We start from the raw sequence: 16,458 nt of genomic DNA on the forward strand, positions 1-16,458 counted from the left end.
CTTACGCAATATAATTTTTTGCGCCTCGCCAAAAGCAGTTTCAAATTCCTTCTCGCGCCCTGGCTTAACGTCCAATATTGCAACTTCTAAAATCATTTTCTGTTCCTTTTGTTTGTTGAGATGTTAGCCGACAGGTCTCTTAATAATAAAAGATTCCCGCTAAAAAGACTATCCAGCGGGAACTCCTGAGTATTGATAAGCACCTTTGGGTTAGCTCTGCTAAATTGGATTGTTGAACATCTACGAGAATGAAACCATGCCGGTTGACAATCTCGATCATCTGTGCGTTATAGACGAGCGTGCGTTCCAGAAACTTATCGATCATTCTTCGTTCCCGAAGCGACTTTGAATGATACAGGCTTTCATCGCGAATCCTCTGCCGAAAAACTTCCTCACTCGCTGTAAGCCATAATGTAGCAATATTTTCGGAGTCAAGGGTTGCTACAAGTTCGGGCCATAGTGCTGATCCTTCTATGATTAATCCCCCTCGGGAAAGATCATTGATGTGAGACGCGACAATTTTCTCAACTTTTGGCCATAAATTGACCCTGTAGTGGTGGAGTACATCCACGATCAGTTCATCAACTGATAGGGAGAGATAGTGTTCCGCCACATGGTCTGGGACCTTTTCTGGTGCGGACCGCCATGGTCGGCCAGGATGCCGGGCAAGTGTGTCTGTGGAGATTCGGTTCCATCCCAGGTTTGTAGCTATCGACTCGGACAGAGCCGACTTTCCGGAGTGGGATGAGCCGCCGATGAGAATTACTCTTAAGTGGGCAGGTGCATCACGCATAATTTTTATTGTTCGAGCATGTGGGAAAAAGTGTCCTCAAAGTCTTTGTCGCTCCGTTCATTCAAAACGCAGCGCGTCAACCGGATTTCTGCGCGCATTTTTTAAGATGAGAAATCCTACGGTGATCCCGGTAATGAACAGGGTTAACAATCCCGTGCCTGCGAAGATGGTGATTTCCGCTTGTGTTCGATAGGCAAATGATTCTAACCATTGGTGAATGCCCCAGTAGGCGATGGGGAGCGCAATCGCATTTGATATAACGACCAGGAATAAAAATTCTTTTAAGAATAAGCGCAGAATATCGTACTCGGATGCACCCAATACCTTGCGTATTCCAATTTCTTTTGTGCGTCGCTCAACCATGAATGAGACCAGGCCAAGTAGCCCCAAACAAGAGATGAGAATGGCCAGTGCAGAGAATGCACTGAAAACCTGACTCAACTGAATTTCTTTCGCATAGTTTGTGTGGTCCAGTTTTTCGTCTAAAAATGCATAGGTAAAAGGTCGTTCGGGTAATAATTCCTTCCACATTTGTCCGATAAATTGAAGGGTTTCTGGCATATTTTGAGGGGTAATTTTGAGATACAAAAATTTTATCGAACCCTGTCGGAAGACCAGGGGCGGAATTTGCTGATGCAAGCTACCCAAATGAAAGTCATCGATTACGCCCACAATTACACCGTCTATTCTGCCTGCACGGCCAAATCGCTTGCCGACAGGTTGATCCCAGCCTATCATTTTCACGGCGGTTTCATTCAGCAAATATTTGACTGGTAAATCCCTGTCTTGATAGCGATCCCCTATGAACAAATTCCGGCCTTGAACGATATCTACCCCAAAAAAGTCAACATACGATTCGTCTATGTCAAACTCTCCAAATCGCCATTCTTCTGACAAGCCTTCGGCCTGATATACATTTAAGGGCGCAGGACGGTCCTGTGGAAACCGCGTTGCTGTGGCTGATAGGACATTTGGATGTTGCAAAAAGATCTGTTTCACTTCCTGGTAGCGAGCCACTAAATCCCTGCCCTGTACATCTCGCGCCTTCCAGAATATATCTAATTCAATCACCTGTTCTTTGAGAAATCCAAGGTCTTTCATTTGCATGTATTTGAGTTGCTTGTGAACGATAAAGGTAAATGCGATTAGAATTACCGCTAATCCAAATTGAAAGACCACCAGTCCTTGTCGAAATCTGGATTTTTGATTTAGTCCAGCTGGAGATTTTCCCGAAAGTACCTGGATCGGTTGAAAGGCGGACAGGTAAAACGCCGGGATGCCGCCGGCCACGATGCCTATTATCAATACGACTACAGGTCCGATGACATAGGGGATTGGATTGCGTTGTGGGTTCAGGGTGAGGTCTTTGGCAACAAAGGCATTAAACCCGGGCAGTATCAGTTCCAGAAGACAAAGAGCAATGATGCTGCCTATCAATGTTAAGAGCATGATCTCAAAAAAGAACTGAGATATTAACAATCCTCGATGCGCGCCTACTACTTTGCGAACGCCGACTTCGGTTGCCCGAGAAATCGCTCGCGATGTCGTCAGGTTGATAAAATTAACGCAGGCAATAACGAGCACGATCAGAGCAATAATGGATAGCAGATAAATTTGATTAATGTCGCCATAGGCTGGCCTGCCAGCGTCTTGCGAGAGGTGATCGCGCATGCCAAAATCCTGTGCTGAATACAAATGCATCCGGTTCATTGCCTGCAAGTGATACGCATTGTTTTCCGCAACTGTATCGCCCATGTAGCGTTTCATAATTTCTGCAAGTTGCATTTGAAATGCTACTGGGTCTGCTTTTTCACGTAACAAAACATAGGTTTCAATAGCGCGATACTGTGACATAGGGCGCCACTCTGTCCAATACCTGAGAAAATTAGGTATAATGCGCGAGACATGTGTTGTGAGCAATTCAAAATGCAATGAACTATTTGTGGGGGGATCTGAGACAATGCCCGTTATGGTGTAGATGGTGCCGTCTCGGTCTCCATCGATCCGAAGTTGCTTGCCGATGGGATCAACCCTGCCGAAAATTCTGGCCGCGGCAGATGCTGTCAAAACCGCCGTCCCTGCACCTTGCAAAGCTGTTTTTGGATCCCCTTTGAGAAAGGGAATGGTGAATACATTTAGAATTTCAGGGTCGGCAATACAATATTGGAGATCGAACAGTGTGTCTTCATAACGAACAAATGTTTTAAACCAGAAGGTTCGAATGGCCTGTTCAGCGGCAGGAATGTCTTGTAAAATAGCAGGTGCCAGGGCACCCGATGTACGATAGCTGAATATGCTGTTATCTCCGCTTTTCAACTCGCGGAGCACTCTGTAAATGCGGTCGCGTTTGATGTGATGTGTGTCAAAATTGAGTTCATCTTGAACGTAAAGCAGTATCAGCGCAGCACACGCCATGCCGATAGCCAATCCCGATATATTGATGAGCGAATATCCCTTGTACCGAAACAAGATGCGGATGGCGATTGTTAAATAGTTTTTGAGCATTGGTGTTCTTCCATGTGTAAATAGCCCTTTTAGCCTGGGGTAGCGGGACTCAATCTTCAAAGAAGTCTTAGCCTCTCCGTTCACTTATAACGCAGCGTGTCAACTTAAAAATTGCTGATTCTCACACTTAGAGTTAGCCACTCCCGAAAGTGTTTGATTACCCAATTGAAACACCGTCAACTTCGATTTTCTCTCCGGGTTGTCCTATTTCAGTGAAATACTGTTCATAAAAGTCACTGGGCGATAAACCTGAACGGGTCAACATGTCGTATATCTCTCGGCGACTCAGGTTTGGGTCCAGTGTCCAGACTCTGTCCTGTACGCAAGAAACGCCCGTGATCCCACGCAGGGCATCATCAATTCTTCGACGATGCCACCACGTAAACGGTTCGGGCAACTGATCTGGATTGAAATAGCCAACATCTAAAACCTCGTTCACTTGAGCAACAGGTTTGTCATTCTTCGGAATGGCCGCGTAAACGATCGCATGATCACCGCCAGAGCGCCAGATTTTTTGGCCTCTCCCCCGAACCTTTTGCGTTTTAAGAAAAAGTCTCTTATATTTCCAATCAGCGATGGATATGGGCCTTATTATGTTTTGTGCTTCTATAAAATCTAAGGATATTTTTTATGGGCGCAGTTAATCTAAAAGTCGAGCTTCCTTCAAGTCTTTCCGGAGATGAGGCAAAAACTTTTCTTGCCATAAAACTCTACGAAGTTGGTAAAGTGTCGCTTGGTCAGGCAGCGAAAATTGCTGGACACTCCAAACGCGCCTTTATGGAGATTCTTGGACACTACCAGGTTCCTGTCTTTGATTATCCTCCTGAAGAGTTGCGGCAGGAGATCAATCAGTGAGTGAGCGCGTCGTAGCGGATAGCACATGCTTAATTGCGCTTGAACGCATCGGTCAAATCGAGATTCTGCCGGCCCTTTTTGAGTCTGTATTAATACCACCGGCTGTGGCACAAGAATTTGGAATCTCCTTACCCTGGCTGAAGGTAGAAAGACTTTCTGACCGGGCGTTGGCTGTTGCATTAAAAATGATGATTGATGATGGAGAGGCAGAGGCGATTACTTTGTCTCAAGAGCAGAAGTGTCGAATTATCCTGGATGATCGTCAGGCGCGTCGTGTGGGGCAAGATATGGGCCTCAGGGTTATAGGAACAGTAGGTATTTTGATTCTCGCCAAGCAAAGAGGTATTCTGTCCACCGTCAAGCCTGTACTTCAAAATCTGGATGATACAGGGTTCTATATCAGTGCTGCATTAAAAGCAGAAGCTTTGCATTTCGTAGAAGAATAATAAGCTTAACGTCCCAATGCCCAGTCATAGAAATTTCCTTTTGAGTTTGTGGCGGTTTGAAACTTGGCACACTCGGTATCACGAAGCGATAACATTTGACAATGTCTCTTGTTATTTCTCTTTTCATTCATTGCGTAGGACATCGACAGGATTGGCAGAGGCCACTTTGAGTGCTTTATAGCTCACAGTCAACCAGGCAATAATAAATGATGCCCCGCCTGCGAAAACAAAGACTTCTAACCCTATATTGATGCGATAGGCAAACGCGTTCAACCACATTGTCGTAAAGTAATAGGCTAAAGGTATGGCCAATACAAACGCAATCACCACCAACTTGATAAACTCTCTGGACAGCATAATTGATTGTCTTTAGATAGGAGAAGTTTTTGCCGGGGGGTTATTAAAATAGCGTGGGTAATCTCTGGGTATTCTTCTACTAAAACGTTGGCCAGTGGCATGGGAATAGCAGACCAGGTATAAATTTTGTCATTTGTAGAGAAATTACGCATCACCCGATAAATCTGCGTGCCCTGTTCATGAAATCGGTCATACGTAATCTCATTTTTTACCCACATAAAGGTCAGAAAACTACAGGCCAGCCCTACAGAAAGTCCCGCCATGTTGATAAGCGAATACGTCTTCTGTCGCGAGAAATTACGCAACGCAGTTGTGAAGTAATTCTTGAACATCACATCCTCCATAAACGGTGCAGGCTGTCAAGTTTTTGTCCATTTTTTAAAATGTTCATCAACTAAGATTGGTACTTCGGAAAATTGGTTAAGTTGTGAAGCGAATGCCACATCCTCTTTAAAGCCTTTCTCGATCAATTCTACCCCACTACTGGATTTCTCGATTAACTGTTGAATATGTGATTTAGATGCTATGAATCCGTTTTCGCAGACCTGAGCTTCCGGGGACTTTGATCCATCTAACCCGGCTAAAATAGCACCAGCCCCCAAATAATCTTCGATACAAGGACGCAAATAATTCTCTTCTTCTTCAGGATCCGACCAGTGTTCCCCACAAGCGACCACACTAACGGCGGAGTAATTTTTTTTTCGTTCTTCTTCAATAGCAGAGGCTACCGCATGCGCGTTAAGCAAACAGCCAATCAAAAGAGTGGGTGCCTGTCGTCCTCGTCTTGAACACAGAGCACCATTCAATGATGTCAACACATATCGACAATCTTTATCCTTTTCACTAAATGAAATAGGAGATAAAGAGGCTCCACCACTTACCAACGATTCTGCTCTTCCCTTCAAGACCTTCGCCTTGACGAGTCGACCAAACTCGTCAGCACCTTCTTTCATTGGGAATGGATAAATTATCGCCCCATGTTGAATAGCAGATACAACCGTGGAAGAAAAACTCAATACATCAACTATAACAACAATATCTCCACGATCTACGGCATTTCTTACACCTCTCAGCCCCCAATCAAAACGATTTGAATATGGTAGCTGATCATAGACATTATTTTTTCTTTTCATTCTATCCCTTTCAAGTAGTAAATGATCAAATAAGCTACTACAAAATCTATTCTGTCCGCAATGCGTTTATCGGATTGGTTGTCGCTGCTCTGAAAGTCTGGAAACCGATTGTCGTGAGAGAAGCGATGATCGTAATGATTCCACTCAAAAGAAACGGCTCGATGCCCAATTGAATCCGGTAAGGAAAGCTCTCGAGCCAGCGGCCCAGGAGATAGAATGCGATCGGCAAAGCAATGAGATTTGAAGCGATGACCAACTTCGAAAACTCGCTGAAGAGCAATAGTACGATGTTTGATACAGAGGCGCCCAGGACCTTTCGTACGCCGATCTCTCGGGTTCGAAGTTGAATCATGAAGGATGAGAGACCGACGAGTCCCAAACAAGCAACGAAGATGGCGATTAAAGAAAATGTGCCGAAGATCTGGCCCAGTCGTATTTCTTCTCTATAGTAAAAATCCAAACGCGCATCGAGGAATTCATAGTCGAACGGACGCTGAGGGAGAAAACGATGCCAGGTTTTTTTGAGGAATTCCAGGGTTTCGGGCACACCTTCTGATGCGATCTTCAGATGTAGGATTTTCATATTCCAGTGTTCTGTTGTGAACACGGCTGGCTCGATTTCCTCATGAAGCGTGCGTAAATGAAAGTTTTTCACAACGCCGATGATCGTTCCTCTCGTTCGTCCTGCCCATTCAAATAACTGTCCGACGGGATGCGCCAATCCCAGACGCTTTACGGCGGCTTCGTTGAGAATGAAGTACTCCTCTTGTCCCGTCCTGATTCGTTCTCGATGTGCGATGGCCGTGTACTCCCTTGGAAACGTCTTCCCATCCACGAACGGAATTTCATATAAATCGAAAAAATCCTCATCCACTGGAAATGTCCGCATCTCCAAAAATTCAGCCATCTCTGGCGTTCTGAATTTATAGTGTGCTGACCAGTCCTGTAGATAAAATCGCGACGTTGAAGCCTTCAGAACATTGGGATGCTCGAGGAAGCCCTGCTTTATCGTCTGAAACCGTTTTTTTAACTGGGTTCCGAGTGGTCCAAGCTCTTCGACGCTACCGGCTACCTGGAAAATTGGCAACAGGACAATATGGTCTCTATTGAACCCAAATTGCGTGCGGATGAAAGATAGCTGGCTGGATATCACCAGGGTCCCCACAATCAGAATACTGGATATTGAGAACTGAAGAATGACCAGCACTTTTCGAAATCGACCCCTTCTGCTGGATCTAAGCTGAGAGCCGCCTTTGAGGGTACTCGCCGGTTGGAAGCCAGAAAGGAAAATGGCCGGATAGAGTCCCGCCGTAAGGCCGACAATCAAAGCCAGTCCGAGTGACGAAACTGCAATCGAGGGGAAGTCTCCTGAACTGATGAACAGAGGTCGGTCGATAAAGGATCGGAATACAGGTAGCGTGAGCACAGTTAGAACAAAGGCGACCAGTAGCGCAAGCAGGGACAGCAGCAGGGACTCCCCTAAGAATTGCCTGATCAGTTGGCCCCGGGTTGCTCCTACAACCTTTCGCAGTGCGACCTCTCTGTTTCGGCTGATCGACAGAGCAGTAGATAGATTCACGAAATTCATTGCGGCAATGACGAGAATAAGGACTCCGATGAGCGAGGCTTGCTCCACGGTCCTCAGGCTCCCATACGGCCGTTTGATGATATAGCTGAATGTCTGTTTGAGAATGCCGAATTGGTCTCCCGAGAGCAGGTAAATGTCGTTCACACGCTGAAGATGATAGGCATTGGTCCTCGCAATCTCCTCGCCCATATGTCTCAGCATTGCGTCATTCAGCTTTGCTTCAAGGCTCTTCAAAGAGGCGGTTTCGGAAAGGCGCAAATAGATCTCAATACGAGCGGCTCCCCGTGGAAGCCATGTGTTCCAGTATCTGAATTCATTCCTCAGACTCTCCGGAGAGACGAGAAAATCAAAAAAGATCGTAGATGTATTCGGGATATCCTTCAGAACACCTGCCACACGGTATTCCCCTCCGAATAAGTAGTTTTCTACTGAAAGGACCTGACCGATGGGGTTCTCGCTTCCAAAGAATCTTTGAGCTGCGGATTGCGTTACCAGGATTGATCCCGGTTCCCTGAGCACTCGCTGGGCTGGTCCCCCAGTATGTACGGGAAAGTGAAACATCTCCATAAGCCCTTCATCGGCCAGACATAAGATCTGCTCAAACACCCTGTCTTGATATTTTATCCAGGCGTCACGCCGATGCAGACGGACGACTTGATTTACTTCTGGCATTTCTTCCCGAATAACCAGGCCAAGCGCGCCAGACAGTCGCTCTGAGTATGTGGATTGACCCTGTTCGGATCGCGTCTCCCGTAAGACGCGGTAGAGCAGATGAGAATCTTTGTGAGAGCGGTCATAACTAAACTCATGCTGGACAAAGAGCGCGATAAGCATCACTGTGGTCATTCCTATGGCAAGTCCCGCGATATTCAGTACAGCATATTGCTTGTTTTTCAGCAGGTATCGAATCAAGACTGCGATATAATTCTTCAGCATGAAGCGATCTCCGATCACTCGTAACGCAGCGCGTCAACTGGATTGGCGCGTGCAGCGCGGATGGCTTGAAAGCTGATGGTGCAAAATGCGATCACAAGCACCAGCAGGCTTCCGACGAGAAATACGCTCGGATCCAGATCAATTCGGTAGGCAAAACGATCTAGCCAGGAACGGGTGAAGAGATATGCGGCAGGCCATGCCAGCAAACTTGCGATGGTAATGAGTACCGCAAATTCTTTCAGTAGGAGAATTAGAATATCGCCAGACGACGCCCCAAGGGCTTTGCGAACACCGATTTCTTTGGTGCGAACTTCTGTGGTATAGGCAATCAGGCCGAAAAGCCCCAGACAGGCGACAAAAATGGCCAGGCCAGAAAGATAGGTGAAGGCTTTCTGGGTACGCATCTCGCTCTGGTAGAAGTTGTTTAAAAAATCATCGACGAAGAGGAATTTGAAGGCGTGAGCCGGTACAAAATCCTTCCAGACTGATGCGAGAAAGTCCAGTGTTTTGGGCAGGTTGTCCATACGCACTTTGACGGTGACATAATCGTACCATGGATGATATATAAGCATCAGGGGTCGCACGGGATTGTGCAGACTGCTGTTGTGAAAGTCTTTGAAAATACCTACTACAGTGAAATTGAAATCCCTCAGCCAAAAGAAGTTCAGAACTGTACCCGGTTTTACACCGCCCAGTGCCTGAGCGGCTGTTTCGTTCAGGAGCAATTTGAATTGGTCTTTGTCAGTTAAAGCCAATGGCCTGCCTTCAAGGATGGGGATGTCATAGACCTCGGTAAATTTGTGATCCACCGACAAGAAGTGGACATTCACGGAATCCGTCTGGTCCAGCCGTCTGATTAGCGAGCGATCAATATTATTTTCATAACCGGGCGGAGCCAGAGAAACAGTCGCGCCCAAAACGTCGGGGCTTGCTTCAAAACGGTCTCGAATGCTTTCAAAGTGCTCGCGCAAGCGTCGGTCTTCTTTGAGCAGGGGCATGGTAATCAAGCCTTCTTTCACAAATCCGAGGTCGCGTGTGCGAATGTAGTTTGTTTGTTGCCAGACAACGAGCGTACCAATGACGAGGACCACCGAAATGGCAAATTGGAAAGTTATCAGACTCCGACGGAGTTGGGACCGTCCGCCGATCTTCTGTCCTGATCCCTTTAGAACTTGCACAGCAGCAAAAGATGATAGAAATACCGCTGGATAGACACCGGCGGTTAGGCCGACAAAGAGTGCGAGCAATGCAGTACCGACGATGTACCAGGCGTTTAGCTGTAAAGAAGAAATTAGCAGGCTGTTGACTGTAGGAAGGGCAAGTTCGACAATAGCAAGTGCCAAAATAGCCGATATCCCGGCGAGGAGAACCGTCTCTCCGAGAAACTGGGTGACAAGCTGAGCGCGTGTGGATCCCACGGCCTTGCGCACACCCACTTCCAGGGCGCGGTTCGCTCCCCGTGCTGTGGATAGGTTTACGAAATTGACACATGCCAGTGCCAAAATGATTGCTCCTACAAGGCCAAAAGTATAGCAGCGGTTGATGTCCCCCTGCACAAGACCGTCCTGCTGGTCCAACACATCCATCTGTAATTGAAAATCGCGTCGGGCATATAAATGCTGACGACGCAAGGGCATAAGGTCGTAGGTGTCACGCGGGTCTGCGCCATTGCCCAGATGACGGCGTGCAAATTCATGGAGCTTGGGGCGAAGAGATGACAGGGAAGCATCAGGCGCGAGTCGAACAAAGGTTTTTAGAACGAGAAATCTTGTTGTGGGAGACCATTGCCTTCGATTCCATGGTGAACCTGTTATGGGTCCCGTGGTCCCTTCATAATTGATTAAAATGTCAAACACAAACTCACCCGATGTGGTAGCTGGCTGGTCGCCGAGAATACCGCCGATGTAGAAGTCGCCTTCCACCCACTTGTAGTAAATCTTGAGCGTTCTCCCGATAACGTCTGTGGTGCCAAAGAGCTTTTGTGCAAAACTTTCTGTGATATAGACAGATCCAGGTGTTAATTCGGGTGGCTGGCTTCCGTCAATTAATGGAAAGGTGAAAAAGCGCAGGAAATTGGGATCGGCCACAGTACCGCGCACATCAAAGCCGCGATCTTCGAGACCAGCCCACATGGGCCGCGTGATAAAGTGGGTCATATCCTCAATTTCGGGTATTTCATCGACAAGTGTGTGGCCAGCCCGATATTGAGTGCCGAATGGATAGTATGGAAGGCCGCCACCTGATGGGTGTACAAGTCGCATTACGCGATGAATGCGGTCTATGTCCCGATGATAGGCGTCATAGCTGAATTCGTGCTGCAAGAACAGACTGACGAGGATACAAGCGGCCATTCCCACGGCAAGGCCAAGGATGTTGACGAGCGTGTAAAGGCGATGCCGAAAAAGATTGCGGAAAGATGTGCGGAGATAACTCAAGATCATTTTGTCCCCCATCCTGAAGCGTGAGAATATTGCTTTTTTTTCGCGCTATATAGTCAATGATTATTTCCCACCCGAAGCTATGAATATCCCGATGCTGGCAAACTCGCTGCCACAACTCGACTGCGCTTCGCAACATGTGCCGATGCTGTCAATATCTATGTCTCTCAGTCCCGCGCTCTGAAACCATTTCTCGATATCTGCTCTTTTGAAACCCATCCAGCGGTCGTGGTGTTCTTCTCGCAAGAAGTCAAATTCGTGTTCGTCCAGGTCTGTGATCACCAGTTTACCAACGGGCTTCAGGATTCGGACCATTTCTGCGATTGCTTCTGGCGGGGATTCAACGTGGTGGAGATACATGTTGGCAAAAGCATAGTCAACTGTTGCATCGGGAATGGGCAAGGTTTGGGCTTGTCCAACGCGATAGTCAATCGTCTCAATGTCCACAAATTTTTTCTTCATTTCTTTTAGAATTGCTTCAGACTGATCCACCGCAATGACCTGAAGTCCCGCCTGTATCAGGCCTTCAGAGATAAAGCCTGTGCCCGCCCCGATATCAGCGGCAATTTTGCCTTTTTGGACAGCAGCGGTAGAAAGTGCTTCTTCCCTGACTTCATCGGAGAAGAAATTTTCGCGCATTTCGTCCCAGTCCTGGGCAACGCGATCAAAATAGTCTTTACTGCTCATTGGTATTTATTCCTTGCTGTAAAAGGTTGATCAGGAATACCTGAATAGATGGGTTTGCCATCTCGATAAGGGGCTGTGTTGCGTTTGATTGAACAGCTTCAAAGAAGCTCGAGCGTCCAGGCTTTCAGATGGCTGCAACGGGTTGCAGAAGGTGTATTCGAGTCCGCCTCTGTCTTCTTCAAGCGCGTATGATTCCAAACAGTGCATCAGGTCTGGTCGCGCAAGATCAAATGGAACACAATCCGTGGTCGCCAGAACGCCTTCGTGATGGAATCCCGGGACATCTTTCTCCAGGTTGGTGATCCGCGGCATGCCGTACTGATAGGAGATGCTGAGGAATACACAACCCCCGCTGACCAGGAATTCTCTGGCACCGCGCAGGACGATTCTTCTGTATTCGAATCCGTCATCGTTCTCGCTGGATGGTGGGTTGGCCAGGATAAAATTCACTTTTCCTTTCAGGCTTTCCAGTTCGCGGCGGTCCGTGTCGGAAAATGGATCGAAGGAGTTGGAGCGCATGAATTTGGTCTTGGCTTCGACCCTGTTCAATCGCGCGTTCTCGCTGGCTGTCGCCACATTGTCTTCAGTGATGTCGAATCCAATTATGCGGTTCACTTCGGGAATCCGACTGGCAGCGATGGAGAGACATCCGCCGCCGCATCCCCAATCGATGCCAATGCCGTGAAGCAGGTGTTTGTGTACGCCGATTGCCTCGATTGAGATACGAGTGGCTGGGGTAATAGGAGACGTTTCGGGAGGGTGTTGAAGCGTGATTTCTCCAAGTCCGTACGTCGCATCGTCTCTTAGAGTGGTCTGGTGTGATGTGTGTTTCATTATATCTCCTTAATCATCCCGCAACGCATCAACTGGATTGGCGCAGGCCGCACGCCAGGCTTGTCCGCACACGGTCACAATTACAATTCCCAGTGTCAATAGCCCTGTGGCAATGAACATGAGTGGTCCCAGTTCGATGCGGTAGGCGAAATCATTGAGCCAGGAGGACATGAGATAGTACGCCACTGGCCATCCGATCACATTGGCTATGACAGTTAGCCACAGGAACTTGCGGGTCAGCAATAGAATGATTTTGCCCTCTGATGCACCGAGTACTTTGCGTATGCCGATCTCTTTGGTGCGCTGTTGTGTGGCAAACGCGATCAATCCGAGCATTCCCAAACAACTGATAAAGATGGACAGCGCTGCAAAAACTCCGCACACTTTTTGCAGCGTTATCTCCGACTGGTAATACGCATCGAGCACTTCGTCGAAGAATTTATACTCAAAGGGCCGGTCCGGCAAAAACTGCTTCCACACGCTTTCCAGCGTGGCGAGTTGTGTCCTCAGGTCCCCAGGTGATAGGCGTACGGCGACCCAATGCAAACTGGGTGAGTTTTCCAATATCAGGGGTGCAATGCCGTGGTGCAGCGACTGGTTGTGGTAATCCTTAACCATGCCGATTACCTGCACCTGAACCCGACCATTGGCATAAAAAAGAGACTTACCCACGGGATCGTCCCATCCGAGTTCCCGTGCAGCTGTCTCATTGATCAATGCGGAAACTTCCCATTTGTTTTCGTCGATTTGGCGAAAGGGAGGCATACCAACAAGGCTCCTGCCTGATACAATGGACAATCCGAACAGATCGAGATAGTTGTCATCAATACCGTTCCAGTACAGCTTGAATGTCGCATCGCCATGCCCTTCGGCGTGCAGAATGCGTCTATCCGGACCGATCTGTCCAGGCGGCGTGTGAAATGCCGACGCCTTCAACACACCCGGTTGTGCGCGAAATTCATTGACGATGGTTTCTGCCTTTGGCCGCAGTCCGCGATCTCGCAAGAAGAACGGCATTATGACGGTGTGTTCCTTTTCAAATCCCAGTTCTTTTGAACGCACGAATGTAAGCTGGTTATGCACCACCAGTGTCGTGATAATCAAGACCACAGATATGCCGAATTGCAGCACGACCATCAGTTGGTTCAAACTCATGTGCCGAGATTGCAGCGTGCCTTTTAACGCGCGAACCGGCTCAAATGCCGATAAGATAAATGCCGGGTAGCTCCCGGCGAGCAGGCCCGTGCCCAATAATACGCATAATGAAAGCGCCAGGACGAATACTGAGCCAGCGTCGATCAAATGCAGATCAACGCCCATGAAGTCATTAAAAAAGGGCAGTGCATCGGAGGCAAATAATACCGCCAGCACGCCTGCTAATAAGACGATGATCAAGGACTCGCCCAAAAATTGACCCATTAATTGCAGCCGTGTTGCGCCCACGACCTTGCGCATGCCAACTTCGCGCAGCCGGCTGGCTGACCGCGCCGTTATCAGGTTGATGTAATTGATGCAGGCGATCAACAGCACGAGTAGTCCAATGAATAGCAGCGTATAACAGCGCGTGATATCCCCGGCATTGATCTCCGCTGTGCCGTAATCCTGCATCGAGTACAGGTGGATGCGGTCGAGCGGTTGTAAATAGAAATCATAGCGTTCAGGTCCGGCAAGCTGGTGGTCGGCTGCAAAAGCGTGTAGTTTTTCTTGCAGTTCAGCAACATCGGCTCCCTGATGCACGAGTACATAAGTCCGCAATGGTCCGATAAACCAATTTGAGGGCCACTCGTCCCACACCAGTCGTCGCCATCCGTTTTCTGGATATTGTTCCGATGGTTGTGGATATGTGGTGGTGAGAAAATCGAACTGTAGCTTGTCATTTGATGTCTTTGGTTGGTTCTTCAGAATACCGGTGATTGTGAAATCGCCCTTAAACCACTTGTAGTGAATGTTGACGGTCCGACCTATCGGGTCTTCCTCGCCGAATAGCTTGTGAGCCAATGTCTGGGAGAGAAACGCGGTATGGGGATCGTTGAGTCCGGTTTTGGGATCGCCGACTACCATTGGAAGCGTGAAGACATCGAACATCTCCGCATCGGTTATGCAAACGCGCGTATTGAAACCGTGCTCCTCGTTAGATGCCCACATTTCCCTGACCAGCATTCGGGTCACTGCCTCAACTTCGGGGAATTTACCGCGCAGATGCGAGGCAACGGGCTTTGTTCCCAGGTCGTAGCGCTCGCCGCTGACATCTTTGATTTTTCGGATGACCCTGTAAATGCGGTCGTTCTTTTCGTGGTGCTGGTCAAAACGAAACTGATAACCCACATACAATACCGCCAGCAACATGCACGCAATGCCCACAGCCAGTCCCAGGATATTCAGCAGGGAATAGAAGGCGTGCCGCCGCAGATTTCTGAATCCTACGGTGAGGTAATTCCAGAGCATATCGGGCCTCCGTCTCTATTGAGAGGTAAGTACTATGGGTTATACGATATATTAAGCAAAAACTATGCCAGAAAAGTCAAATATTTGAATTACAATAAGTTATGAAAATTATCTGAATTTAGCGTCTTATAAAGTGTCCGATTTTGATACAGTGGTGTCCGAAAATGGACACTTGATCGTAGAGAAACGTTAGCTGTGAAAAATTCGTGAACCTTATGCCAAAAACTGTATCTATTGTATGAACGCGCGTATCGGAGTACTCTGATGAATGATTCATTACCGGGCGACAAGATCCTGGTCGATAAAGCCTGTGGTGGCGATGAGAGAGTATTTGCCGACCTGATTAACCAGCACCGATCTCTGGTGTTTGGGGTTATATGGGCTGTGCTGCAAGATGCTGATGATACCGAAGATGCCACGCAAGAAACATTTATTCTCGCCTATCGGAATCTCGACCAGCTCGATGATGTTGGCAAGTTCTCATCCTGGCTTTATACAATTGCGCGCAACGTGGCTCTCAAATGGGTGAGAAAGCGAACCCTTGAGGCACGGGGATTATCAAGGGTGCAGGAATATCAACAGCTTGAGTTTGTGCATCCTGAGAAAGCGGTGGAGTTACAGTACGCATCTGCTCTGAAGCGGGCTTTCAAATTGCTTTCTCCGGCGGATCGGATGGTCACTACGCTGTTTTATCTGGTCGGATTACATCAGAGTCAGATTGCCAGTATTCTCGGTATTCCGGTGGGTACTGTCAAGAGTCGGTTACACAGATCGCGAAAACAACTGAAAAGGAGGCTTTTAGTCATGGGAAATGAAACACATGTAGATCATGAAAATCAGGAAGATTACGGGCGCAGAGTTATTGGTGGAATGAGAGGGGTTATCCACTGGCAGAAGTTGATCCAGAGCGATGGGTTGACGGACTGGCGTCCCGCAAAAGGACATACCGAAGCGTCTTTGCATCGCGTTTGGACGCGCACGGAAGATGGTATCTTGGGTGAAGCAGGACCCTCAAGTGACAACGATTCTCCGCTTATCATCGGTGATTCTTCCTGGGGAAGTTATGAACTGTCGCTTCTCATTACGCCTATTTCAGGCGGCAATGCTCAGGTTTTCTTCCGAATGTCCGAGGACGAACGGTGCTGGTATTTGCTGGATTTCTTATTGGGCTGGCAGGCTGTCGCCATTAGCAAGGTTAGTCCCGAGGGGCTGACAAAGCTCAGTGTGGTTAATTATCCCATTGAGCACGGACAGGAATACGATGTGCAAATCGCCGCCCGGGGCGCGTCTCTTACTTCATATATTGACGGTAAGTTGGTCAATCAAGTGACCGATTTTAGTTATCAATCGGGACCAATTGCGCTGAATGTGTGGGAAAGCAACACGGCTTTTCGGGACCTTCGATTCCGTCTTTTGCATTGAAGTCATAAAAAAAGGGGAC

General features: G+C 47.9%; 13 protein-coding genes and 1 pseudogene. 3 read left to right on the forward strand and 11 right to left on the reverse strand.

The features are described from left to right. Window positions 1-9: 9 nt before the first annotated feature. The 4 genes and pseudogenes from OXH16_05360 to OXH16_05375 form a co-directional block, all read right to left on the reverse strand. A pseudogene (locus OXH16_05360) lies at window positions 10-96 on the reverse strand (antibiotic biosynthesis monooxygenase). A gap of 43 nt (window positions 97-139) precedes the next feature. Then, window positions 140-793, reverse strand: a complete 654-nt coding sequence (locus tag OXH16_05365; protein MCY3680803.1) for a 2-phosphoglycerate kinase — start codon at window positions 791-793, stop codon at window positions 140-142. A gap of 57 nt (window positions 794-850) precedes the next feature. Then, on the reverse strand, window positions 851-3,298 hold the full coding sequence (locus tag OXH16_05370) for an ABC transporter permease (GenBank protein MCY3680804.1): 2,448 nt from the start codon (window positions 3,296-3,298) through the stop codon (window positions 851-853). A gap of 157 nt (window positions 3,299-3,455) precedes the next feature. Then, a complete protein-coding gene (locus OXH16_05375) occupies window positions 3,456-3,737 on the reverse strand; it encodes a hypothetical protein (GenBank protein ID MCY3680805.1) in 282 nt (93 codons plus the stop codon). A gap of 191 nt (window positions 3,738-3,928) precedes the next feature. On the opposite strand from OXH16_05375, the gene OXH16_05380 reads away from it, so the two are divergent. Together OXH16_05380 and OXH16_05385 are read left to right on the forward strand one after the other, a co-directional pair. Then, entirely contained in the window at window positions 3,929-4,153 is a 225-nt protein-coding gene (locus tag OXH16_05380; protein ID MCY3680806.1) for a UPF0175 family protein, read from the forward strand. Then, entirely contained in the window at window positions 4,150-4,599 is a 450-nt protein-coding gene (locus OXH16_05385) for a DUF3368 domain-containing protein (GenBank protein MCY3680807.1), read from the forward strand. Before OXH16_05380 ends, OXH16_05385 begins: the two co-directional genes overlap by 4 nt. Window positions 4,600-4,922: 323 nt before the next feature. On the opposite strand, the gene OXH16_05390 is transcribed toward OXH16_05385, so the two are convergent. From OXH16_05390 to OXH16_05420, 7 genes are read right to left on the reverse strand one after another with little or no spacing between them, the layout of a single operon-like run. After that, entirely contained in the window at window positions 4,923-5,288 is a 366-nt protein-coding gene (locus OXH16_05390) for an ABC transporter permease (GenBank protein MCY3680808.1), read from the reverse strand. Between the two features lie 27 nt (window positions 5,289-5,315). Further along, complete coding sequence (locus tag OXH16_05395; GenBank protein MCY3680809.1) at window positions 5,316-6,089, reverse strand: 2-phosphosulfolactate phosphatase; 774 nt, start codon at window positions 6,087-6,089, stop codon at window positions 5,316-5,318. Window positions 6,090-6,135: 46 nt separating this feature from the next. Continuing rightward, window positions 6,136-8,613 carry an ABC transporter permease gene (locus OXH16_05400; protein MCY3680810.1) on the reverse strand — a complete coding sequence of 826 codons (2,478 nt, stop codon included), beginning with the start codon at window positions 8,611-8,613 and terminating at the stop codon, window positions 6,136-6,138. Between the two features lie 14 nt (window positions 8,614-8,627). Then, the gene (locus OXH16_05405; GenBank protein ID MCY3680811.1) at window positions 8,628-11,054 is read right to left on the reverse strand and encodes an ABC transporter permease; all 2,427 of its coding nucleotides are present in this window, start codon (window positions 11,052-11,054) and stop codon (window positions 8,628-8,630) included. 60 nt (window positions 11,055-11,114) lie between these two features. Continuing rightward, window positions 11,115-11,738 carry a class I SAM-dependent methyltransferase gene (locus OXH16_05410; GenBank protein ID MCY3680812.1) on the reverse strand — a complete coding sequence of 208 codons (624 nt, stop codon included), beginning with the start codon at window positions 11,736-11,738 and terminating at the stop codon, window positions 11,115-11,117. 30 nt (window positions 11,739-11,768) lie between these two features. Beyond that, window positions 11,769-12,572, reverse strand: coding sequence for a methyltransferase (locus tag OXH16_05415; protein ID MCY3680813.1), 804 nt, complete (start codon window positions 12,570-12,572; stop codon window positions 11,769-11,771). A gap of 9 nt (window positions 12,573-12,581) precedes the next feature. Beyond that, window positions 12,582-15,017, reverse strand: a complete 2,436-nt coding sequence (locus OXH16_05420) for an ABC transporter permease (protein MCY3680814.1) — start codon at window positions 15,015-15,017, stop codon at window positions 12,582-12,584. Window positions 15,018-15,281: 264 nt separating this feature from the next. Here OXH16_05420 and OXH16_05425 point away from each other — a divergent pair, with 264 nt between their 5' ends. Further along, window positions 15,282-16,439, forward strand: coding sequence for a sigma-70 family RNA polymerase sigma factor (locus OXH16_05425; protein ID MCY3680815.1), 1,158 nt, complete (start codon window positions 15,282-15,284; stop codon window positions 16,437-16,439). Window positions 16,440-16,458: the final 19 nt, after the last annotated feature.

The sequence above is a fragment of the Gemmatimonadota bacterium genome (genome assembly GCA_026705765.1).
Classification (GTDB): domain Bacteria; phylum Latescibacterota; class UBA2968; order UBA2968; family UBA2968; genus VXRD01.

Excerpts from the sequence above, each read along its gene's own strand:
- OXH16_05365 (MCY3680803.1), bottom strand. The coding sequence starts at position 793 with ATGCGTGATGCACCTGCCCACTTAAGAGTAATTCTCATCGGCGGCTCA.
- OXH16_05370 (MCY3680804.1), bottom strand. The coding sequence starts at position 3,298 with ATGCTCAAAAACTATTTAACAATCGCCATCCGCATCTTGTTTCGGTAC.
- OXH16_05380 (MCY3680806.1), top strand. The coding sequence starts at position 3,929 with ATGGGCGCAGTTAATCTAAAAGTCGAGCTTCCTTCAAGTCTTTCCGGA.
- OXH16_05390 (MCY3680808.1), bottom strand. The coding sequence starts at position 5,288 with ATGTTCAAGAATTACTTCACAACTGCGTTGCGTAATTTCTCGCGACAG.
- OXH16_05395 (MCY3680809.1), bottom strand. The coding sequence starts at position 6,089 with ATGAAAAGAAAAAATAATGTCTATGATCAGCTACCATATTCAAATCGT.
- OXH16_05400 (MCY3680810.1), bottom strand. The coding sequence starts at position 8,613 with ATGCTGAAGAATTATATCGCAGTCTTGATTCGATACCTGCTGAAAAAC.
- OXH16_05405 (MCY3680811.1), bottom strand. The coding sequence starts at position 11,054 with ATGATCTTGAGTTATCTCCGCACATCTTTCCGCAATCTTTTTCGGCAT.
- OXH16_05410 (MCY3680812.1), bottom strand. The coding sequence starts at position 11,738 with ATGAGCAGTAAAGACTATTTTGATCGCGTTGCCCAGGACTGGGACGAA.
- OXH16_05415 (MCY3680813.1), bottom strand. The coding sequence starts at position 12,572 with ATGAAACACACATCACACCAGACCACTCTAAGAGACGATGCGACGTAC.
- OXH16_05420 (MCY3680814.1), bottom strand. The coding sequence starts at position 15,017 with ATGCTCTGGAATTACCTCACCGTAGGATTCAGAAATCTGCGGCGGCAC.
- OXH16_05425 (MCY3680815.1), top strand. The coding sequence starts at position 15,282 with ATGAATGATTCATTACCGGGCGACAAGATCCTGGTCGATAAAGCCTGT.